9 protein-coding genes are annotated in these 23,404 nt (G+C 76.6%); 1 reads left to right on the forward strand and 8 read right to left on the reverse strand.

The window, feature by feature from the left end; all coding sequences use genetic code 11:
• Positions 1-49: 49 nt before the first annotated feature.
• The 8 genes from ACGF5C_RS23935 to ACGF5C_RS23970 form a co-directional block, all read right to left on the reverse strand.
• Complete coding sequence (locus tag ACGF5C_RS23935; protein WP_393304963.1) at positions 50-11,887, reverse strand: amino acid adenylation domain-containing protein; 11,838 nt, start codon at positions 11,885-11,887, stop codon at positions 50-52.
• On the reverse strand, positions 11,880-12,224 hold the full coding sequence (locus ACGF5C_RS23940; protein ID WP_393304965.1) for a phosphopantetheine-binding protein: 345 nt from the start codon (positions 12,222-12,224) through the stop codon (positions 11,880-11,882). Before ACGF5C_RS23940 ends, ACGF5C_RS23935 begins: the two co-directional genes overlap by 8 nt.
• Positions 12,221-13,195 carry a thioesterase domain-containing protein gene (locus ACGF5C_RS23945; protein WP_393304967.1) on the reverse strand — a complete coding sequence of 325 codons (975 nt, stop codon included), beginning with the start codon at positions 13,193-13,195 and terminating at the stop codon, positions 12,221-12,223. The genes ACGF5C_RS23940 and ACGF5C_RS23945 overlap by 4 nt, the downstream gene beginning before the upstream one ends.
• Positions 13,131-16,250 (reverse strand): AMP-binding protein, encoded by a 3,120-nt coding sequence (locus ACGF5C_RS23950; RefSeq protein WP_393304969.1) that lies wholly within the window; start codon positions 16,248-16,250, stop codon positions 13,131-13,133. Before ACGF5C_RS23950 ends, ACGF5C_RS23945 begins: the two co-directional genes overlap by 65 nt.
• The gene (locus tag ACGF5C_RS23955) at positions 16,247-18,019 is read right to left on the reverse strand and encodes a non-ribosomal peptide synthetase (protein ID WP_393304971.1); all 1,773 of its coding nucleotides are present in this window, start codon (positions 18,017-18,019) and stop codon (positions 16,247-16,249) included. Before ACGF5C_RS23955 ends, ACGF5C_RS23950 begins: the two co-directional genes overlap by 4 nt.
• Positions 18,020-18,281: 262 nt before the next feature.
• Positions 18,282-19,454: an alanine--tRNA ligase-related protein gene (locus ACGF5C_RS23960; protein WP_393304973.1), complete on the reverse strand. Its 1,173-nt coding sequence runs from the start codon at positions 19,452-19,454 to the stop codon at positions 18,282-18,284.
• 261 nt (positions 19,455-19,715) lie between these two features.
• Positions 19,716-20,858, reverse strand: a complete 1,143-nt coding sequence (locus tag ACGF5C_RS23965) for a fatty acid desaturase family protein (protein WP_393304975.1) — start codon at positions 20,856-20,858, stop codon at positions 19,716-19,718.
• Between the two features lie 14 nt (positions 20,859-20,872).
• Positions 20,873-21,961 (reverse strand): ferredoxin reductase, encoded by a 1,089-nt coding sequence (locus ACGF5C_RS23970; RefSeq protein ID WP_393304977.1) that lies wholly within the window; start codon positions 21,959-21,961, stop codon positions 20,873-20,875.
• 84 nt (positions 21,962-22,045) lie between these two features.
• On the opposite strand from ACGF5C_RS23970, the gene ACGF5C_RS23975 reads away from it, so the two are divergent.
• Complete coding sequence (locus tag ACGF5C_RS23975; protein ID WP_393304979.1) at positions 22,046-23,284, forward strand: PucR family transcriptional regulator; 1,239 nt, start codon at positions 22,046-22,048, stop codon at positions 23,282-23,284.
• Positions 23,285-23,404: the final 120 nt, after the last annotated feature.

Raw genomic sequence — 23,404 nt, forward strand, 5'->3', positions numbered from 1 at the left:
CGCGACGGCATCCGTGCAGCCGATACCAGTCTCGTCCCGGGCGGCTCCGTCAGCGGGCGCCGGTCAGCTCGGCCAGCCGCCGGTCGGCGAGTTCCTGGATGCGGTCCTTGTCGCTGACGATCACCGTGCCCGGGTCGGCGTCCGGCAGCTCGTCCTCCAGCCGCCGGATCGGCCGGTACGCCCACCCGGCGGCGGCGAGCGCCAGGGTGCACAGCCCGGCGACGACGGTGGTGAGCGCGATCCCCCGGCCGGGCCCGTGCCCGAGCACCGCGCCGAGTGCCGCAGCGACGTCGCCGGAGGCCATCAGCGGCTCGAAGACCCCCTCGGCGAGCGGGGCGGCGGTGAGGAACCCGGCGGGCACCATCAGCCAGGAGAGCATCAGCGTGGTGGAGAGCACCCGGCCCTGCAACTCCAGCCCCACCTTGGCCTGCACGATGGCCAGCCAGTGCGTGTTGACCAGCGCCGAGGCGAGCCCCAGCCCGAACAGGCCCACCGCCGGGAAGACCGGGTCCGGACGCAGCCCGACCATCAGCATCGCGACGCCGAGCAGCACCACGCCGGTCAGGATGCCGGTGGTCCGCCGCGCCGTGCCGCCCCACACGCCCATCAGGATGCTGCCGAGCAGCAACCCGGCGCCGCTGGCGGCGAGCACCACGCCGAGCACGGAGGGGTCGCCGAAGGAGAGGGTCAGCGGGGTGGCCAGCACCTCGACGACGGCGAAGAAGTAGTTGAGCAGCGCGGTCAGCACGATCATCGCGAGCAGGCCGTGCCGGCGGGCGATGAACCGCCAGCCCCCGAGGACCTCCTGCCCGAACGACTCCTCCCGCCGCTTGAACAGGGTGTCGGGGAAGCGTACGGCGAGGGTGATGCCGACCGCGACGGCGAAGCTGACCAGGTCGATCAGGACGATGCCGCGCAGGCCGATCGCGACCACGAGCGCGCCGCCGACCAGCGGGGCGAGCACGGTGCTGGTCGCGGTGCCCAGCGAGATGAGGCCGTTGGCCCGGCCGTAGTACCGCTTGGGCACGAGCTGGGTCACCGCCGCGAGGTACGCCGGTTGCTGGAACGCGGTGGCCAGCGCGCTGGCCGTGAGCGCCGCGAAGACGTGCCAGAGCTGCGCCCGGCCGGTCCAGAGCAGCACCGCCAGGACCACCGTGCCGCAGGCGGCGAATGAGTCGGCGCAGACCATGATCAGCCGGCGGTCCCAGCGGTCGGCCAGTGCGCCGGCGATCGGTGAGAGGACCACCGCCGGCAGCAGCGCCAGCACCGACGCCAGCGCGAACCAGGAGATCGAGCCGGTGCGTTGGTAGACCCACAGCGACAGGGCGAACCCCGTCAGCCCCGTGCCGACCAGCGACACGAGCTGCCCGAACGCGACCAGGAAGAACGTGGTCAGCCCGGAGCGGGCCGGCGGGACCGGCGGGGGAACGGCCGGCGCGGGGATGGCCGACGCGGGAACGACCTGGGTCGGGACGGCCTGGGTCGGGACGGCCTGGGTCGGGACGGCCTGGGTCGGGACGGCCTGGGTCGGGACGGCCTGGGTCGGGACGGCCTGCACGGTAGTGACCTGCGCGGGGACAGCCGGCGCGGGGACCGCCGCGTCCGGCGGGTCGGCCAGGATGATGTCCGCCAGCTCCGTGGCCTGGTGCTTCTGGAAGTAGTGCCCCGCGCCCTCGATGGTGCGCAGGCGGACCGAGTCGGAGAAGTAGCCCCACTCCAGGTAGCGCTCCTCGTACAGCTCGGTGGCGCGGTCGCCGGTGCCCACCACGCAGACGATCGGGGCGGCCAGCCGCCGGGGCAGCCCCTGGGCGTAGACGTCGGTGTAGTAGTCCTCGCCGACCCGGGTGTCGGCCAGGAAGACCCCCATCAGGAAGTCCTTCTCCCGTTCGTCGAGCACGTCGGTGAAGAAGCCCATGGCCCGCAGGAAGTCCAGCGCGTGCCGCTTCGAGGTCCAGCGCTCCATCGGGAAGGCGCGGCGGAACCAGCGGGCGAACCGGCCCGGCAGCCGGGGTGCCGGGAAGTGCCCGCCGACGACCACCCGGCGCACGTCGACTCCGGCCGCCTCCAGCCGCCGGCCCAGCTCGACGGCGGTGGCGCCGCCCATGCAGTGGCCGTAGACCAGGACCGGCCCGGAGATGCCGGCGGTCACCTCGGCCACGCACCGCTCGACCAGCTCGGCCATGCCCAGGGCCGGCTCGTCGGGGCGGTTGAGGTCGTGCCCGGGGCGTTGCAGGGCGTAGAGCGCGACGTGCGCGGGCATCGCGGCGGCCAGGGACTGGTAGGTCACCGCGCCGGCCCCGGCGAACGGTACGCAGAGCACCGTCACCGCCGGCGCGGCCGCCCGGGGCGGGGTCAGCTCGTGCAGCAGCCGGTCGGGCTCGCCCGCTGCGGCATCGGCGTGCCCGGTCAGGCCGCGGATCGTCGGGTGGCGGAACAGGTCCAGCACGCTGATCGGCGGCTCGATGCCGCTGAGCGCCCGGATCGCCGTGAAGGAGTCCCCGCCGAGGTCGAAGAAGTCGTCGTCGATGCCGACCCGGTCGTAGCCGAGCACCTGCGCCCAGCGCTCGGCGAGGGCGGCCTGCAGCGGGGTGGTCGGCGCCGCGCCGACGTCGCCGCGCGGCCCGCCGCGCTCGGGCGCCGGCAGGGCCCGGCGGTCGACCTTGCCGTTGTCGGTCAACGGCAGGGCGTCGAGCGGCACGTACGTCGTCGGGACCATGTAGTCGGGCAGCCAGTCGCGCAGGAACGCCCGCCACCGGCCGGCCCCCTCGTCCGGCGGCTCGGGGCGCGGCGCGACGTACGCGACCAGCGCCGGCTCGCCGTCGATGTCGCGCACCACGACGGCCGCCTCCCGCACCGCCGGGTGCCGTTGCAGCGCCGCCTCGATCTCGCCCAACTCGATGCGGTGGCCGCGCACCTTCACCTGGGAGTCGTTGCGGCCGAGGCACTCGATCGTGCCGTCGGGACGCCACCGGGCGAGGTCCCCGGTGCGGTAGAGCCGGGCGCCCGGCCGGTCGGCGTACGGGTCGGGGCGGAACCGGTCGGCGGTCAGGCCCGGCTGGTCGAGGTAGTCGCGGGCCACCCCGGCGCCGCCGAGCCAGAGCTCACCGACCACCCCGACGGGCACCGGCCGCAGCGCCTCGTCGAGCACGTACGCCCGCAGGTTGGCGATCGGCCGGCCGATGGTGACCTCGGGCGCGTCCGGCGCGATCCGGGCCGTGGTGGCCCAGATGGTGGCCTCCGTCGGCCCGTACATGTTCCACAGCTCGCCGACCCGGGCGGCCAGGTCGCGGGCCAGCGGCGGGGGCAGCGCCTCGCCGCCGCAGAGCGCCTTCAGCCCCGGCGTCCCGGTCCAGCCGGAGGCGAGCAGCAGCCGCCAGGTGGCCGGGGTGGCCTGCACGACGGTGGCCCGCTCGGCGCGCAGCAGCGCGGCCAGCCCGGCGGCGTCGTAGCCGACGTCCCGGCCGGCGACCACCACCCGGGCGCCGACCACCAGCGGCAGGAACAGCTCCAGCACGGAGATGTCGAAGGCGAAGGTGGTCAGCGCGACCAGGGTGTCGTCGGCGGTCAGGCCCGGCGCGTGCCGCGTCGCGGTGAGCAGGTTGACCACCGAGGCGTGGCTGACCCGCACGCCCTTGGGCCGGCCGGTGGAGCCGGAGGTGTAGAGCACGTACGCCAGGTGCCCGGGCGTGGTGACCGGGTCGGGGTCGGCGGCGCACTCGACGGCCAGGGACGGGTCGTCGACGCGCAGCACCGGGCCGGCGAAGTCCGCGAACCGGTCGGCCAGCCCCGGCTCGGTGACCAGCGCCGCCGCGCGGCTGTGGTCCAGCACCCAGTGCTGCCGGTCCAGCGGGTACGACGGGTCCAGCGGGACGTACGCGCCACCGGACTTGAGCACGCCGAGCAGCGCCACCAGCAGGTCGGCGGAGCGTTCCATCGACACGGCGACCGTCACGTCCGGCCCGACGCCGACCCGGCGCAGCCGCCGGGCCAGCCGGTTGGCGCGCACGTTCAGCTCGGCGTAGCTGAGGGTGCGGCCCGTGAAGGTGACCGCGGGGCGGTCCGGGGTACGGGCCACCTGCTCCTCGACCAGCCGGGCCAGCCCGACCGCCGGGACCGGCGCGGCCGTGGCGTTCCACTCCCCCAGCTGCCGGTGCCGCTCGGCGGAGGTCAGGATCTCCACGTCGGCGAGCCGGCCGTCCGGGTCCGCCACGAACGCGGTCAGCAGCGTCTCCAGGTGGGCCAGCATCCGCTCGGCGGTGCCCGGGTCGAACAGCGCGGTGTTGTACTCCAGGCAGCAGAGCAGCCCGTCCGGCCGGTCGTACGCGTACAGGGCGAGGTCGACCTGGGCGGTGCCGGGTTCGACGGTGAGCTGCTCCACCCGCAGGCCGGTCATCGCCAGCTCCTGCTCGGGCAGGTTGAGCAGGTTCACCATCACCTGGAACAGGGCGTTGCGGCTGAGGTCCCGGGGCACGTCGAGGGCGTCGACCACCCGCTCGAAGGGCGTCTCCTGGTGGTCGTACGCGGCCAGGGCGGTGTGGCGGGTCTCGTCGAGCAGCCGGGCGACGCTCCAGTCGCCGTCCAGCGTGGTGCGCAGCACGATGCTGTTGAGGAAGAAGCCGACCATCGGCTCCAGCTCGGCGCGGACCCGGCCGGCCACCGGGGATCCGACGCAGATGTCGCGCTGCCCGGTGTAGCGGAACAGCAGCGCCTGCACGGCGGCGAGCACCGTCATGTAGAGGGTGGCGCCGTGCCGCTGGCCGAGGTCGCGGACCCGCTCGGTCAGCGCGGGCGGCAGGGTCAGCCGGGCCACCGCCCCGTCGAAGGTCTGCACCGGCGGCCGGGGCCGGTCGGTGGGCAGTTCCAGGGCGCCCGTCGCGCCGGCCAGCCGCTCGGTCCAGTACGCCAGGTCGGCGGAGTCCGCGGCGGCCCGATCCCGCTGCCAGCGGGCGTAGTCGGCGTACTGGACCGGCAGGTCGGGCAGGGGCGAGGGCAGGTCGGCGGCGAAGGCGTCGTAGAGGGCACCCAGGTCGGCCCGGATCACCCCGAGCGACCAGCCGTCGGAGACGATGTGGTGCATCGCGAGGCAGAGCACGTGCCGCCCCGGCGCGGAGCGGAACAGGACGGGCCGGAACAGCGGCCCCCGTTCCAGGTCGTACGGGCGGCGGGCCTCGGCGACCAGCGCCACGCGCTCCCGCTCGGCGAGGTCCGCGTCGTCGGCGCCCTCGGCGGCCAGGTCGACCACCGGCAGGTCGACCGGCGCGGCGGGCAGCACCACCTGCACCGGGTCGCCGCCGTCGGGGCCCGGGCGGACCACCGTGCGCAGCACCTCGTGCCGGCGCACCAGTTCGGTCAGCGCGGCGGCGAGCACGTCGATGCGCAGGTCGCCGTGCAGCCGCAGGGCGGTGAGCACCGCGTACGCGACCTGGTCGTGCACCTGCTCCAGGAACCACAGCCGGCGCTGCCCGGAGGAGACCGGGGCGGGCCCGGGGTCGGTGGCGCGCGGGATCGGCGGCACCGCCGGCTCCGGCGCGGCCGGCAGGGCGGCGGCGACCCCGGCGACGGTGGGCCGGGCGAACACCGCCTCGATCGGCAGCGCCACCCCGAGCCGGGCGCGCACCCGGGCGACGACCTGGGTGGCGAGCAGCGAGTGGCCGCCGAGGGCGAAGAAGTCGTCGTGCGCGCCGACCGGCGCGACGCCGAGCAGCTCGGACCAGATCTGCGCCACCGCCCGCTCCGCCTCGGTACGGGGGGCGAGGTAGGCGGTGGTCAGCGCCGGCCGGTTGCCCCGCTCCGGCGAGTCCACGCCGGACGGGACGCCGCCGTCCCCAGGGGACGCGGACGCCGCGCCGGACGGCGGCGCGGGCTCCGCCCCGGGCGGCACGGCGGGTTCCGCGCCGGACGGCGGCACGGCAGTGCGCGGGGCGGGGACGCCGCGGTCGACCCAGTGCCGCTGCCGCTCGAACGGGTAGGTGGGCAGTTCCACCCGGCGGTGCGGCCCGGGGTGGAAGGCGGACCAGTCGACGCGTACGCCGGCGAGCCAAAGCCGGCCCACGGCGTCGAGCGCGACGCGGTGGTCGTCGGCGTCGGCGCGGACGTGGCGCATGACCTGCACCACCCGCTCGGGCCGCGCGCCGCCCTGGCGCAGCAGCCCGCCGAGGGTGTGCCCGGGGCCGACCTCGGCGACGACGAGGCCCCGGCCGGCCAGCAGCGCCGCGCAGTCGGCGAAGCGGACCGTGCCGCGCAGGTGCCGCACCCAGTACTCCGGGTCGGTGACCAGCCCGGGCGTCGCCGGGGTGCCGGTGACGTTCGACAGGAACGTCGTCGTCGGCTCGGCGTAGCCGACCTGCCGCGCCTCGGCGCGGAAGTCGTCGAGCACCGGGTCGAGCAGCGCGGAGTGGAAGGCCCGGTCGGCGTGCAGCGGGCGGGTCTCGACCCCGTCGCGGTCGAGCCGCCCGCGCAGGGCGGCCACGGCGGCGGGCGGGCCGGACACGACGCACAGGCCGGGCGCGTTGACGGCGGCGAGCGCCAGGTCGTCGCCGAGCAGCGCGCCGACCTCGGACTCGGGCAGGGAGACGGCGAGCATCGCGCCCGGCCCGGTGGTCTGGGCGAGCCGGCTGCGGGCGCACACCAGCCGCAGCGCGTCCGCGAGGGAGAACACCCCGGCGAGGCAGGCGGCGACGTACTCGCCGAGGCTGTGCCCGGCCACCGCGTCGGGGCGCAGGCCCCGGTCGACCAGCAGCCGGGCCAGCGCGTACTCGGTGACGAAGAGCGCCGGCTGGTTGATCCGGGGCTCGGCGAGCAGGCGCTCGGCCTCGGCCCGGCCGGCGGGCGCGGGGTCGAGCACCGCCCGCAGGTCCAGCCCGAGCGGCTCGCGCAGCAGTTCCGCGCAGTGGTCCACGACCGCCCGGTAGCCGGGCTCGGCCCGGTACAGGCCGGCGCCCATGCCGACGTGCTGCGCGCCGTGGCCCGGGAAGACGAGGGCCAGGCCGGCGTCGCCGTCGGTCGCGGCGGTGCGCAGCCGCGCCGGGTCGCCGAGCGCGTCGAGGGCGTCGGCCCGGTCGGCGCAGACCACGGCCCGCCGGTGCGCCATCTGCCGCCGCCGGCCCAGGCCCGCGGCCACGTCCGCCAGCCGCAGCGCGGGGTACGCGTCGAGGTGCGCGCGCAGCGCGTCGGTGGCCCGGTCCAGCGCGGCGGGCGTACGCGCGGAGAGCACCAGCAGGTGCGGGCCGGCCGGCGGCTCGGCGGCCTCGGGCGCGACGGCGGCCGGCGGGGCCTCCTCCAGCACGACGTGGGCGTTGGTGCCGCCCATCCCGAAGGAACTCACCCCGGCCCGGCGCGGCCCGGAGTCGCCCGGCCACGGCCGGGCCCGGGTCGGCAGGTGGAACGGGCTGGCGGCGAAGTCGATGGCGGGGTTGGGCCGGCGCAGGTTGACCACCGGCGGCAGGGTGCGGTGCCGCAGCGCCAGCACTGTCTTGATCAGGCCGGCCACCCCGGCCGCGGCGTCGGTGTGCCCGATGGCGGCCTTGACCGAGCCGAGCGCGCAGAACCCGGTGTCGGCGGTGCCACGACGGAACGCCTCGGTGAGCGCGGCGACCTCGATCGGGTCGCCGAGGCTGGTGCCGGTGCCGTGCGCCTCGACGTAGCCGACCGTGCGGGGGTCCACCCCGGCCACCGCGAGGGCCCGGGCGACCACCTCGGCCTGGCCGGCGACGCCGGGGGCCGAGTAGCCGGCGCGGCGGGCGCCGTCGTTGTTCACCGCCGAGCCGCGGATCACCGCGTGCACCAGGTCGCCGTCGGCGAGCGCGTCGGCGAGCCGGCGCAGCACGACGATGCCGACCCCGCTGGAGGCGATGGTGCCCCGGGCGTCGGCGTCGAACGGGCGGCAGTGCCCGTCCGGGGAGAAGATCCCCCCGTCGTGGTGCAGGTAGCCCTGCCGCTGCGCCGGGAAGACGCTCACCCCGCCGGCCAGCGCCAGGTCGCACTCCCCGGCGAGCAGGCTCTGCCGGGCCATGTGCACCGCGACCAGGGAGGTGGAGCAGGCGGTGCCGACGCTGACGCTCGGCCCGGTCAGGTTCAGCTTGTACGACGCCCGGGTGGCCAGGAAGTCCTTGTCGTTGCTCAGCGCGAGCTGGTACTCCCCCAGCGCCCGGATCTCCTCCGGCGCGTCCCGCAGGTGCTCCGACAGGTAGCCGGCCCGGCCGGAACCGGCGAAGAGGCCGATCTGTCCCGGGTACGCCTCGGGGTCGTGGCCGGCGCGTTCGAGGGCCTCCCAGGCGCACTCCAGCAGCAGCCGGTGCTGCGGGTCGAGCACCTGTGCCTCGCGCGGCGTGAAGCCGAAGAACTCGGCGTCGAAGCGGTCCACGTCGGGCAGCTCGGTGCCCCGCCGCACGTACGCGGGGTCGCCCAGCAGTGCCGGGTCGGCCCCGTCGGCGAGCAGTTCCTCGGTACGGAACTCCCGGACGGCCTCCACGCCGTCGCGGACCAGCCGCCAGAACTCCTCGGGGGTGCGGGCGCCGGGGAACCGGAGGGCCATCCCGACCACCGCGATCGCGTCCCCCGGCGCCCCGGTGCGGGTCGCGTTGCCGGGTGCGCGCGGCGCCGGGACCGCCGGCGCGGCGACGCCGGCGAGGAACCCGGCCAGCGCGGCGACGGTGGTGTGGCGGAACAGGTCGGTCACGGTGAGCACCGGACCGAGCCGCTCGACCAGCAGCCGGTGCACGGCCAGCAGCCGCAGCGAGTGCCCGCCCAGGTCGAAGAAGTTGTCCCGGGCGCCGACCCGGTCGACGCCGAGCACCTCCCGCCACACCTCGGCGACGAGCCGCTCGGCCGCGGCGACGTCGCCGACCGGCCGCGCCATCGGCGCGTCCCCCGGGCCCGCCGGCTCGGGCCTGCCGCCCGGGGGTGGCGGGAGGGCGGCCGGGTCGAGCTTGCCGTTGCCGGTCAGCGGCAGCGCGTCGACGCCGACGAACGCGGCCGGCACCAGGTGTCCGGGCAGCTCCGCCCGCAGCCCGGCGCGCAGCGCGGCCGGATCCGGGTCGCCGGTGAGGTAGGCGACCAGCCGGGGGTCGTCGGGGTCGTCGCGGCGCAGCACGACGGCGACGTCGCTGTCCGGCCGGAGCCGGCGCAGCGCCGCCTCCACCTCGCCGGGCTCGACGCGGTGGCCGAGCAGCTTGACCTGCCCGTCGGCGCGGCCCAGGAACTCCAGGACGCCGTCGGGGCGCCACCGGGCCAGGTCGCCGGTGCGGTAGAGCCGCCGCCCGCCCTCGGCGACGAACGGGTCGGGCAGGAACCGGTCGGCGGTCAGCCCGGGCCGGTTCAGGTAGCCGCGGGCCACGCCCGCGCCGCCGACGTACAACTCGCCGGTGACGCCGACGGGAACGGGGTCGAGCCGGTCGTCCAGCACGTACAGGGTGGTGTTGGCGATCGGCCGACCGATCGGCACGGAGCCGGTCCGCGCGGTGTCGGGGCCGACCTCGTGCACCGCGCAGCCGACGACGGTCTCGGTCGGGCCGTACTCGTTGACGAGCCGGGTGCCGGCGGCGTGGTCCCGCCACAGCGCCACCTGGTCGGCGCGCAGGTTCTCCCCGCCGATGACGAACGCCCGGGTCCGGCCCGCCGCCCCGGTCGCCCCGACCTGCCGGTTGACGATCTCCAACTGGGCGGGAGTGGTCTTGACCAGCCCGTACGGCGTGCGCCGCGCGCGCAGCGCCTCGCCGAGCCCCGCCGGCCCGAGGTCGTCGGGGAGCAGCCGGACGGTCGCGCCGGCGGCCAGCGGCACCAGCAGGCTGGTCACCGTCAGGTCGAAGCCGATCGAGGAGTGCACCGGCACCTCGTCGCCCGGGCCCAGCCGGTACGCGGCGCCCGCCCAGCGCAGGTAGTTCACCACGCCCCGATGGGTCACCATCACGCCCTTCGGGCGGCCCGTCGAGCCGGAGGTGTGGATGACGTAGGCGAGGTCGTCCGGGCCCGTCCGCGCGGACGCCGGGGCCGTCCCGGGCGGCGGTGCCGCGTCGAGGCCGACCTCGACCAGCCGGGCCTCCCCTGCGGGGAGCCGGTGCCGCAGCGGCGCGGAGGTCAGCACCACCGGCGCGCCGCTGTCGGCCAGGAGGTGTCCGAGCCGGGCCGGCGGGTGGGTCGGGTCCAGCGGCACGTACGCGGCCCCGGCCTTGAGCACCGCGAGCAGCGCCACCGGCAGCGCGGCGGACCGCTCCAGCAGGACGCCGACGAGGTCGCCCACGCCGATCCCCTCGGCGCGCAGCGTCGCGGCCAGCGCGTCGGCGCGGGCGTCGAGTTCCCCGTAGCTCAGGGTGCGCGCGTCGTCGGCGACCGCCGGGGCGTCGGGCAGTTCCCGGGCCCACCGGCCGACCAGCGCGTGGACGCGGTCGTCCGGCGGCGCGGCGGTGGTGGTGTCGTTCCAGTCCACCAGCATCCGTCGGCGTTCCTCGGGGGCGAGTAGCCGGGCGTCGCGGATCCGGACGTCGGGGTCGGCGACCAGGTCGGCCAGCAGGGTCCGGAAGTGTCCGGCGAGCCGCGCCACGGTCGCCGCGTCGAACAGGTCGGTGCGGTACTCGACCACGGCGTCTGGCCCGTCCGCGCCGGGGCGTACGGCCACGGTCAGGTCGAACTTCGCGGTGCGGTTCGGCACCTCGACGCAGGTCGCGTCGATCCCGGGCAGCCGCAGCGGCGCGGGCGCGTCGGCGTGCACGAACATCACCTGGAACAGCGGGCTGTGCCCGGCGTGCCGGGCCGGGCGCACCGCCTCGACCACGCTCCCGAAGGGCAACTCCTGCCGTTCCTGGGCGGCCAGCACCTCGGCCCGGACCCGGGCGACGCAGGTGGCGAAGGTCGGGTCGCCGGTCAGGTCGGTCCGGATCACCACGGTGTTGACGAACAGGCCGACCAGCGGCTCCGTCTCCGGGCGGCCCCGGTTGGCCACCGGGGTGCCGACGGGCACGTCGTACCGGCCGGTCCACCGGGCCAGCAGCACCTGGAACGCGGCGAGCAGCAGCAGGTACGGCGTGACGTTGAGCCGCAGGCACAGCGCCCGCAGCGCGTCGGGCGGGACGCCCAGCGGGAACACGGCGGTGGCGCCGGCCTGCGACGGCGCGGCGGGCCGGGGGCCGGGAGTGGGCAGCTCCAGCACCGGCGGCGCGCCCGCGAGCCGATCCCGCCACCAGCGCCGCTGCGCCTCCGCCTCCGGCCCGGCCAGCCACCGCCGCTGCCACTGCGCGTAGTCGCCGTACGTGACGGGCAGCGCCGGCAGCTCGGCGGACCGGCCGGCGAGCCGGGCGGCGTACGCCTCGGACAGCTCGTCGGCGACGATCCGCAGCGACCACTCGTCCACCGCCGCGTGGTGCGCGGTCAGCACCAGCACGTGGTCGGTGTCGGCGAGGCGCAGCAGGCGGGCCCGCAGCACCGGGCCGCCGCCCAGGTCGATCGGGGTGGCCGCCTCGGCGGAGAGGCGGGCGGCCAGCTCGTCCTCCCGCGCGGACGCGGCCAGCCCGGTCAGGTCCAGCACGGCCAGCAGGCCGGCCGGCGGCTCGGCGACCACCGGCACCACCCGGTCGCCCTCGGCGGTCAGCGTGGTGCGCAGCGGCTCGTGCCGGGCGACCACCGCGTCCAGCGCCGCGCTCAGGGCGGGCAGGTCCAGCGGGCCGCGCAGCCGCCACGCCACCGGCGCCAGGTACGCCAGGTCGCCCGGGTCGGTCTGCGCCAGGTACCACATCTGCCGCTGCCCGGCGGAGGCGACGCGGCCGGCGGCCCCGCCGCCGGGGATGATCGCGTCCGCGCCCGCCGGCACGGCCGCGCCCCCGTCGGCGGCAGCGGCGCGCCGGGCGCGCAGGGCGGCGAGCAGCGCGGCCTGGCGCGGGGAGAGCACGTCAGTCATCGAGACGCCCGAGCATCGTCTCGGCCTCGGCGTCCGAGCAGGCCAGCACGCTGAGGTAGAGCGCGGCGGCCTCGTCCACGGCGGAACCGTGCTCGGCGCGCAGCGCGGCGGTGAACTCGCCCAGCGTGGGATGCTCGAAGACGGCGGCCAGCGGCACCCGCACGTCGAGGGCGGCGCGCAGCCGGGCCGCCATCCGGGCGGCCACCAGGGAGTCGCCGCCGAGCACGAAGAAGTTGTCCTCCGCCGTCACGTGGTCGGCCCGCAGCGCCGCGCGCCAGGCGTCCGCCACGACCTCCGCGACCGGGCTGCCCCCGTCGCGTGTCCCGTCCGTCGTCATCGTGTCCCCCGTCGTCCGTCCGTCGTCATCGGGTCCCCCGCCGTCCCGTCATCGCGGCCCCCGGTCGCGTGGTCCGTTCCCGTCAGCTCGTCCCCCGGTGTCTGCGCCGGTGCCGGCGGTCTGCCCGTCAACGGCCACGCCCGCAGCAGGCCGAGCGCCTCCGCGTCGTCGCGCGCCTCGACCACCGGACACGGCACCGGGGCCGGGCCGGTGCCGGCGGCGTCCAGCAGGAACCAGAGCCAGGCGAGGTAGCGGCCCGCGATCTCGTCGGCCGCGGTATCCGCCTCGGCCGGGTCGAACCCGCTGGCGGTGGCGAAGGCGCGGGCGAGCCGGGTCAGCTCGTGCCGCAGCCGGTCCACGGTCGCGTCAGGGTCGGCGAGCAGCGGGGCGGGTCCGGCCGGCGCGGGCTCGCCGGTGAGCTTGCGGTGCAGCACCGCGTACTCGCGGCGGACCGTCTCCTCGTCGGGCACCGTCGCCGCGACCAGGACCAGGTGGACCGGTGGCCCGCCGGCGTCGGCGAGGGCGCGGGCCAGGTGGTGGGCGAAGACCGCCGCGCTGCAGTAGCCGACGACCGTCACCGGACCGGCGTCGGCGGGCCGCAGCCGGAGGAACTCCGCCGCGCAGGCGTCCGCCAGGTCGCGGTGGCCGGGCAGCCCCGGGTGCAGCTCCAGGCTGGTCACCGGGTCCAGCCGCCAGATCTCGTGCCGGCGGCCCCGCGCGGGCCCGCCCGGCTGGCGCCCCGCCCCGGCTCCTGCCGCCCCGTCCACACCGGCCTCGGCCTCGGCTCCGGCTCCGGCCTCGGCTTCGGCTCCGGCCTCGGCTTCGGCTCCGGCCTCGGCTCCGGCTTCGGCTTCGACTTCGGCGAGGGTGGCGGCGGGGCCGGGCCCGGCGGAGTCGCCGGCGAACTCAACCGTCAGCAGGCACCCGGACCGTCCCTCGCTGACCTGGCGCAACGCGATCGTCCGTGCCATCGGGGTCTCCTTGTGCGTACGCGTCGAGCTGGTCGGTGACGGCGGTGGCGAGCGCCGCCGCGGCGTCGGGGGTGAGCGCCCGCCCGTCGGCCTCGACGAGGACGGACAGCGCCCCGCCCGGGTACTGACGCAGGGTCAGGCAGACCGGGAAGCGGTTGGCGGAGCGGCGCAGCTCCCGCCGCCGCCAGGTGACCCGCCCGGTGACCAGCTCGGGCTCCTCCACCGAGTCGAGGTAGCAGGTCGGGTAGGCACCGGGCGGGGCGCCGGTGCCCCGCAGCACCTCGGCCGCCACCTCCCGGAACGGGGCCTGCTCGGCCACCGCCCGACGCAGCTCCGCCCGGACCCGGCCGAGGGTGTCGGGCCAGGGCGTCCGCAGGTCCGTGCAGGGCAGCAGCACGGTGTTGACCGCGTACCCGGCGACGTCGAACTCGTCGGCGGCCCGGCGGGTGGTGGTGGCGCAGCCGACGACCACCGCGTCGCGGTCGAGCAGCGTGCCGAGCGCCCGCGCGTACGCGGCGGCGGCCAGCTCGGTCACGGTGCCGTCGCCCGCCCGGGTCAGCGCCCGGGCCGTGGCGCGCACCGGACGGGTCACCACGGTCCGGCCGGTGCCGCCGGGTACCGGGGCCGGCCCGGCGATCCCGCGCACCCGGGCCGCGGTGGCGCGGACGGCCTCCCGGGCGGCGGCGTCGGCGACCCGGGCCGACCGGCGCAGGTTCAGGTCGCACAGCGTGGCGGCAGGCGGCGGGGGCGACCAGGCCGGGTCGTCGTGGCAGCGGGCCAGGTCGGCCAGGAACAGCCGCAGGGACCACGCGTCGACCACCAGGTGGTGCCAGACCAGCAGCAGGTCGGTGCGGTCGCCGGAACCGAGCACGGCGCAGCGCAGCAGCGGCTCGGTCGTCGTGTCGAACGGGCGGCGGGCGCGGGCCCGCACCTCCGCGTCGAGCGCCGGGCCGTCGGTGAGGTCGACCAGTTCCACGGTCGGCGGGTGCCGGTCGAGCACCAGCTCGGGCAGGCCGTCGACGAGCCGCAGCCCGGCGCCGAACGCGGGGTGGGCGGCGACCGCCCGGCGCAGCGCGGCGGCCAGCCGACCCCGGTCCACGCTGGCCGTGGTGCTGAACCAGACCGGCTCCACGTAGAGGTCGGTGCCCGGGTCCAGTTCGTCGTGCAGCCACAGCCCGAGCTGCTCGGGGGTGAGCGGCGCGCGCCGCGCCCCCACCTCGGACGGGATCGCGGCCCTCGGCGCGGCACCGGGCGGCCGACCGGTCGACGCCTCCCGGAGCCGGGCGGCGAGGGCCGCCGCGTCGGGGGCGCGCAGGACGTCGGCGGAGGTCACCCGCACGCCGGTACGCTCGGTCAGCCGGGCGGCCACCCGGGCCGCGGCGAGCGAGGTGCCGCCGAGCGGCAGGAAGGCGTCGCCGGGCCGGATCTCCCCGGCCGGCAGCACCCGCCGCCAGGCGTCGAGCACCACGCCGACCGGGTCGGCCGGGTCGGGCACGTCGGCAGATTCCCCCGGGTCGGTCGGGGACGCCGCGGCGACCACGTCAACCGGTTCCCCGGGGTCGGTCGGGAAACCGGCGGCGGGCAGGGGCAGCGCGGCGAGCCGGTCGTGGTCGTACTTGCCGTGCGGGGTGAGCGGCAGCCGGGGCAGCAGGGCCACCACCGCCGGCACGGCGTACCCGGGGAGCCGGTCGCGGGCGTGGTCCCGGACCGCCCGCTCGGTCAGCCCGGCCCCCGGCTCCGCCGCCACGTACGCCACCAGCACGTCCCCGAGCCCGTCCCACCGCCGGGCCGCCACCACCACGTCACGGACGCCGGGCAGCCGGCGCAGCACCGCCTCCACCTCGGCCGGCTCGATCCGGAAGCCGCGAAGCTTGACCTGCCGGTCGACGCGGCCGAGGAAGAGCAGGTTGCCGTCGGGCAGGGTGCGCGCCAGGTCGCCGGTCCGGTAACTGCGCGTGCCGTCGGCCGCCGCGCCGAACGCCGGTTCCCCGCCCGGGTCCCGCAGGTAGCCGCGGGCCACCGCCGCGCCGGCGACGACCACCTCGCCGGTCCCCGTCGGACGGCACGACCCGTCGGGTTGGCGCAGCAGCAGCCGGGTGCCCCGCACGGCGGTGCCGATCGGGGTCCGCTCGCCGGGCACGGCGCCGTCGCGGGGCACCACGTACAGGGCGCAGCAGACGGTCGCCTCGGCCGGGCCGTAGCCGTTGACGACGGTCAGGGCCGGCCGGCTGCGGGCGATGTCCTGCAACAGCGGGCGCGGGATCGGCTCGACGCCGACCAGCAGCCGCCGCAGCCCGGCCAGCGCCCCCGGCTCGGCGCGCAGCAGCGCCCGCAGCTCGGGCAGGAACGCCGGCGGCACGTACGCGCTGCCCGCCCCCGCCGCGTCCAGGAACCCGGCGAGCGCGGCACCGTCGTGCCGGGCCCCGTCCGGCACGACCCGCACCGTCCCGCCCCGTACGAGGGGGGCGAAGCACTCCCAGACCGCGACGTCGAAGGAGGGGCGGGTCCACCACGTGCCGGTGTGCCCGTCCGGCGCCGGCGCGCGGTCGTCGAGGTCGGCGAGGAGGTTGAGCAGGTTGCCGTGCTCCACCTGCACGGCCTTCGGCGCGCCCGTCGAGCCGGAGGTGTGCACCACGTACGCCACGTCGGACGGCTCGCCGGTGTCGGTGAGGGGCGCGGCCGGCCCGGCCCCGGCGGCGGCCGGCGCGAGGACGGGCCGCCCGGGCGGGGCGGACCCGGCCACCACGAGCGCCGGTTCGGCGGCGTCGAGCAGCGCGGCGACGCGGGCCGGCGGTTGGCGCGGGTCCAGCGGCACGTACGCCGCCCGCACCGCGAACGCGCCGACGGCGGCGGCGACGGCGTGCACACCGGGCTCCAGCAGCACCCCGACCCGGTCGCCGGGGCCGACACCGCGCGCGGCGTAGCCGGCGGCGTAGCGGCCGGCCAGGTCGCGCAGGCCGGCCCAGGTGACGACGGCGTCCTCGGCGTGCACGGCGACCGCGTCCGGCCGCCGGTCGGCGGCGGCGAGCAGGCGGCTGAGCAGGGTGCCGGTCACCGGGCCGCCCCGACCCCGTCCGGCGCGACCGGCCCGGCGGCGCGCAGCGCCTCGACGGCGGCGAGGTAGTCGGCGAAGCGCCGGTGCTCGTAGAGCAGCGTGGCGCGCACGTCGACCCGCAGGCCCCGCCGGACCAGGGCGGTCAGCCGCACCGCGAGCAGCGAGTCCCCGCCGACGGTGAAGAAGTCGTCGTCGGGGCGGGGCGGGGTGCCCAGCACGGCCCGCCACGCCTCGGCGACCGCCGTCCCGGCCTCGGTCGGCCGGTTCCCCGGCACGTCCCGGCCGTTCCCGCGCTCGCCGGCCAGCCGCCGGGCGGTGCCGGCGCGCAGCGCGGCCCGGTCGAGCTTGCCGTTGGTGGTCAGCGGCAGGGCGTCGCACCGCTGCACGAGGTGCGGCACCATCGCGGCGGGCAGCCGGGAACGCAGCCAGTCCCGCACGGCGTCGGCGTCGACCGCGCCGACCACCCAGGCCACCAGCAGCGTCTGCCCGTCCCGGTCCAGCGTGCCGGCTGCGGCCTGGCCGACCCCGGGCATCGCGAGCAGGGCGAACTCCACCTCCCGCAGCTCGATCCGGTGGCCGCGGACCTTGACCTGGCCGTCGCTGCGGCCGACGAAGTGCAGCTCGCCGTCGCGGTCGCGCCGGCAGACGTCCCCGGTGCGGTAGTGCCGCTCCCCGTCGGCGACGCCGAAGGCGGCGGCGGTCTCGGCGGGCGCGGACCGGTAGCCACGGGCCAGCACCGGCCCGGCGACGACCAGCTCACCCTGCTCGTCGCCGTCCTCGGGGCAGGTCGGGGCCAGGGCCAGCCGGGCGCCGGCGACCGGCCGTCCGATCGGCGGCGGACCGGTCCGGTCGGTGTGCCGGCGCAGGTCCGACGTGGCGGTGACCAGGATGGTCGCCTCGGTGGGGCCGTAGAGGTTGTGCACGGCGGCGCCGAAGTCGGCCGGTGGCCAGGTGCGCAGCCGGTCGCCGCCCGTGGCCAGGCTGCGCAGCCGGCCGGTGTCGGCGCCGGCGCGCAGCAGGTGCTCGGCGAGCGGGGTGGTGAGGAAGCAGTGGTCGACCTCGCGCACCGTCGCCGCCACCCGCTCCGGGTCGCGGGCCACCGACTCGTCGGCGAGCAGCACCGTGGCGCCGCGCATCAGCGGCGCCCAGAGGTCGAGCAGGGCGGCGTCGAAGGCCAGCCCGGCGAAGGCGGCGGTCCGCACGCCGGGGCCGAGGCGGAAGGTGGTCGCGTACCAGTCGAGGACCGTCCACAGGCTGCGGTGGGCGACCTCGACCTGCTTGGGCCGGCCGGTGGAGCCGGAGGTGGAGATGAGGTACGCCAGGTCGTCGGCGTCGGGCAGCCGCAGGTGTTCCTCCCGGCCCGCGCGGACCGGGGTGACCCCGGCGGGCAGCCGGTCGCCGTACTCCTCGGCGGTGACGGCGATCCGGCAGCCGGCGTCGGTGAGGATCCGGGCGACCCGGGCCGCCGGCAGCGCCGGGTCCAGCGGGAGGAACGCGGCGCCGCAGAACCAGGCGGCGAGCTGCCCGACGACGGCGTCGGCGGTGCGCGGCCGCAGCACCGCGACCACCCGCCCGTCGTCGCCGCCCGCGTCCAGCGTCGGGGCCAGCGCCCCGGCCAGCTTCGTGGCGGCGGTGACGAGGTCGCGGTAGCGCAGCGTGCGGTGGCTGTCGACAACCGCCGTTCGGTCGGGGTGCGTCCGGGCGGCGCGCAGCACCTGGGCGGGGACGGTGGTGGGGCGCTGCTGACCGGCACGTGCGGTGGCGGTCACGGCTCCCCGCAGGGTCGGGTCACGACAGCGCCTCCAGGTCGCGCGGCGGAAGGGTGCGTAACAGCACGTCAACGCTTGTTACGCGAGTCATCCTGGCACCACGGCACGTGTCACGACCATCATCGACGGTGACGGGCCGAAACGGCGTTCGCCTCCATTTTCATGCACGTAGGTCTATTGACGCGTGGCTGCCGACTTCGCTAAACGGAGCCGGCGGGAAACCCACGGTGACCCGGCGGCCGACCGGCGTGGGCGGGCCGGCTCACCCCACCTCGCTCAGCAGGCCGTCGACGAGGTCGCGCGGCAGCCCGTGGGTGTCGTGCAGGTCGCGGTAGTCCTCGTCGGTCAGCGGCCCGCGGGACCGGCGACGCCGGACCACCGGGCGTCCGCGCCGCAGCAGCTCCCGGAACCGCCGCTCCTCGCCGGAGAGCACCTCGCGCACCTCGTCGGCGGTGACGCTCTGCCGGAACCCGTCGAGGGTGTGCCGCACCGGCCCGGTGGGCAGGTCGGACAGGCTGCGGGACGGCTCGTCGCGCCACAGGGTGGTGAGTACGCGGCGCAGCAGCCGGCGCAGCACGTAGCCGCGACCCGTGTTCGACGGCCGGACGCCGTCACCGACCACCACCACGCTCGACCGCAGGTGGTCGCCGACCAGGCGCAGCGGCTCGTTCCGCAGGTCCCACACGTCGCGGACGCCGCGGACCCACGGCACGAGCCCCTCGGTCTCGAAGACGGAGCGGTGGCCCCGCAGCACCATTTCCAGGCGTTCGAGGCCCATGCCGGTGTCCACGTTGGGCTGCCGCAGCGGCGTCAGGCTCCCATCCGGGTGCCGGCGGTAGCGCATCCGCACGTGGTTCCAGACCTCCATCCACCGGTCGTCGGTGCCGGGGGTGCCCCGGGGCGGCCCGTCCCCCGTCCAGACGAAGATCTCCGTGTCGGGTCCGCACGGCCCGGTGGTGCCGTTGGACCACCAGTTCTCTTCCCCGGTCAGCTCCACGGGCAGGCCCAGCTCACCCCAGGTGTGCAACGAGGACTCGTCCGGGCCGACCTGGTCGTCGCCGCCGAAGACCGTCACGTGCAGCCGGTCGTGGTCGATGCCGAAGCCGTCGCGCAGCAGCTCGTAGCCCCAGCGCAGGCTCTGCGGGAGGCCGTAGTCGCCGAGCGACCAGGAACCCAGCATCCGGAACACGGTCAGGTGGGTGGAGTCGCCGACCTCGTCCAGGTCGGTGGTGCGCAGGCAACGCTGCACGCTCACCAGGCGCCGGCCCAGCGGGTGGGGTCGGCCCTCCAGGTAGGGGGTCAGGGGGTGCATGCCGGAGGTGGTGAACAGCACCGGGTCGCCGGGCGGCGGGACGAGCGAGCCGTCGGGCACGAGTTCGTGGCCGCGCTGGCGGAAGAAGTCGACGAAGGTGCGGCTGATCGGGTCGTACGTCATGGCGGACGGCCTTTCCGGGTGGGGCGGCCGGAAAGGGTCCACCGCCGGGAACCGGCGGGCCGGGACGACGGAGAAGAACGCCGGCGGACCGTTTCCGGTCGCCGGCGGGAGGTGGTGAGGTCAGGCGGCGGCGACCGACGAGCGCGAAGCTCGCGCGGCCGCGGCGGCGAAGGAACGCCTGATCTCCATGCCTCCGACTGTACGCGGACGCCGCCGCCGCCGCCCAGCGCGTTTCGCGGCGGGCGGCGGCGTCGGGGAGGGTCAGGAACCCACGGAGGCGAGGGCCGGGGCGGGACGGTCGTCGACCGGGTCCGGGGTCTTGCGGTTGGGCAGGGACAGCCGGAAGACCTTCTTCCACGCGGAGAACACCTGCCGGGGCAGCGAGCCGGTGGTGTACTTCAGCCCGTACCGGTCGAACAGGGCCCGCACCTCGGGGGCGATCTCCTGGTAGCGGTTGCTGGGCAGGTCGGGGAAGAGGTGGTGCTCGATCTGGTACGACAGGTTGCCGGTCATGATGTGCAGCAGGCGGCTGCCGCTGATGTTGGCCGAGCCCAGCATCTGCCGCAGGTACCACTCGCCGCGCGTCTCGCCCACGATCGAGCGCCGGGAGAAGGTCTCCACGCCCTCCGGGAAGTGCCCGCACATGATCACCGAGTGGCTCCACAGGTTGCGCAGGAGGTTGGCGGTGAACGTGGCGGCCAGCGTGTGCAGGAACGACGGCCCGGACAGCAGCGGGTGCAGGACGTAGTCCTTGAGGACCTGCCGGCGGATCTTCCGGCCCACCGCGCGGGCCCGGGCCCGGAACCCCGGGTCCTTGTGCCGGCCCTTGCGCAGGTTGCGCCCCAACTCCAGGTCGTACGCGGCGATGCCGTACTCGAAGAAGCAGGCGTTGATGAAGTTCCACAGCGGCTGGCCCAGGTACATCGGCTGCCACCGCTGGTCCTCGTCGACGCGCATGATGCCGTAGCCGAGGTCGTTGTCCTTGCCGATCACGTTCGTGTACCGGTGGTGCAGCTCGTTGTGCGAGTGCTTCCACTGGTCGGCCGGCGAGACGTGGTCCCACTCCCAGGTGGTGGAGTGGATCTTCGGGTCCCGCATCCAGTCCCACTGGCCGTGCAGGACGTTGTGGCCGATCTCCATGTTCTCCAGGATCTTGGCCACGGTCAGGCCGGCGGTGCCCACGATCCAGGCCGGCGGGAAGAGCGAGAACAGCAGCACCACCCGGCTGCCCAGCTCCAGCTTGCGCTGCGTCGAGATGACCCGGCGGATGTACGCGGCGTCCCGCTCGCCCCGGTCGGCGATCACCCGGTCGCGGATCGCGTCGAGTTCCTTGCCGATGGTCTCGATGTCCTCGGCGGTCAGGTGGGCGATCGGGTTGACGGGCTTGTTCTGGATCACGGTCACGTCGGGTACTCCGGTCAGTGGTCGATGTCGCAGGGGCCGGCCGCGGCCGACACGCAGGTCTGGATGAGGACGCCGTCGCCGGGCACCGCCGTGGTCAGGTCCCCGTTGCGCAGGTCGCGGACCGCGCCCTGGCGCAGCGGCAGGACGCAGCCGAAGCAGATGCCCATCCGGCAGCCCGAGGGCATCAGCACCCCGGCGTTCTCGCCGGCGTCGAGCAGTGGGGTGGCGCCGTCGGCCGCCACGGTCACCCCGGAGCGGGCGAAGGTGACGGTGCCGCCCTCCCCGGGCGAGATGACGGTGGGCCGGAACCGCTCGGTGTGCAGCCGCTCGCCGCATCCCCGGGCCGTCCAGTGCTCCGCCAGCGCGTCGAGCAGGCCGACGGGGCCGCAGGCCCAGGTCTCCCGGTCGAGGTGGTCGGGCACGAGGCCGGCGAGGTCGGCCACGGTGAGCAGCCCGTCGGCGTCGGTGTGCCGCTCCACCAGCCGGATCGCGCCCTGCGCGGCGAGGTCCCGCAGGTCGGCGCCGAAGATCATGTCGGCCGGGGTCGGCGCGGAGTGCACCACGACGACGTCGGCACCGGCCAGCACGCCCGAGCGCAGCATCCCCATCACCGGGGTGACCCCGCTGCCGGCGGTCACGAAGAGCACCCGGGCGGGCGGCCGGCCGGGCAGCACGAAGTCGCCCTGGGCCTGGTCGAGCTGGACCAGCGTCCCGGGCCGCGCCCGTCGGACGAGGTGGTTGCTGACCACGCCGTCCGGGATCGCCTTGACGGTGATCGAGAGGGGCCCGCGGGCGGTCGGGGCCGAGGTGACCGAGTACGCCCGCCACAGGCGCACGCCGTCGACGTCGACGCCGAGGCGGACGTACTGGCCGGGGATGTGCCCCCGCCAGTCGCGGCCCGGCCGGATCACCAGTGTCGCCGCGTCGGCGGTCTCGGGGCGCACGGCGACGATCCGGCCGCGCAGGTCCGCCCCGGAGCGCAGCGGGGCCACCAGGTCGAGGTAGTCGTCGGGCAGCAGCGGGGTGGTGACCGACGCGGCCAGCCGCAGGATGCGGCCCCGCAGGGACGCCTTCGCGGGTGGGCGCGGGACCGTGGTCGTCATGATTCGATGGTCGCGGCAGCCTGGCATAAAATCTTGGCCTGCGAAGGTGAACCGATCCAGCCTTTTTGTGCGAAGGGAACAAACGTGTCGGAACGCTCCGAGGCCACCCGGCGCGCGGCCGGTCTCGAACTGGACGCGCGGGTCGCGGGCGCGCTGCGCGACCGGCTGCCGCTGCTCGCCGAGCGGACGATCACCGCGATCACCGCCGAGGTCCCGAGCTACTCCGGCACCCTCACCGGTCAGATGCGCGAGAAGATCGAGACCGCGGTGCAGCTCGCGCTCGGCACGTTCCTCCAGCTCATCGAGCGGTCCCAGGGCGCCGACCCGAGCACGCCCCTGGCCGGCGCCCTGGAGGCCGCGTACGCCCTCGGCAGCGGCGAGGCGCGCTCCGGCCGGAGCATGGACGCGCTGCTGGCCGCGTACCGGGTGGGCGCCCGCGTCTCGTGGCGGGAGATGTCGACCACCACGGTGCAGGGCGGGTCGTCCGCGGCCACCGTCGCCGAGTTCGCCGAGCTGATGTTCGCGTACATCGACGAGCTTTCCGCCGCCAGCGTGGCCGGGCACGCCGACGAGCTGGCCAGCGTGGGCCGGGCCCGGCGCCGCAACCTGGAACGGCTCACCCAGCGGCTGCTCGCCGGCGAGCCCGAGGAGGTGCTGCTGCGCAGCGCCGACCAGGCCGACTGGCCGCCGCCGCAGACCCTCACCGTCGTGCTGCTGCCGCGGGCCAACCTCCGGGCGGCGCTCGCGCTGCTGCACCCGCACACCCTGGAGAGCGGCGAGGAACCGCCGGCGGCCGCGGCGGGCGAGGACCTCGCGGTGCTGCTGGTGCCCGACACACACGGCGACCGGCGGCGCCAGCTCGCCCGGGTGCTGCGCGGGCGGCGCGCGGTGCTCGGCCCCGCCCGCCCGTGGACCCGGGTGGCCTCCTCCTACCAGCGCGCGACCCGGGCCCTGTCGCTCGGCCTGCGCCCCGCCGACGACGGCGCGGCGCTGGACACCGAGGAGCACCTCGCCGAGCTGGTACTGAGCACGGATTCGGAGGGGCTCGCCGACCTGCGCGCCCGGGTCCTGGCGCCGCTGGCGTCGCTGCCGACCGCCACCGCCGACCGCCTCGCCGAGACGCTGCGCTCCTGGCTGCTGCACCACGGCCGGCGCGACGACGTCGCCGCCGACCTCTTCGTACACCCGCAGACCGTGCGCTACCGGATGGGCAAGCTCCGTGAGCTGTACGGCGACCGGCTGGCCGATCCGGGGACCGTCCTCGACCTCACCCTCGCCCTGGCCTTCCCGCCACGCGACGGGGCCGGCGACACAGCGTCCTGATCGGACCGTCGGCCCTCGTGGACGCGGCTCCGCCCCCGCTCGGGATCGGCGACGGGACGCGCGCCGAGCGCCGTTCAACCCCATGGGAACGATCAGGTCAGATACCGGACATAACCGTAT

The sequence above is a fragment of the Micromonospora sp. NPDC047620 genome (genome assembly GCF_043205005.1).
Taxonomy (GTDB): domain Bacteria; phylum Actinomycetota; class Actinomycetes; order Mycobacteriales; family Micromonosporaceae; genus Micromonospora.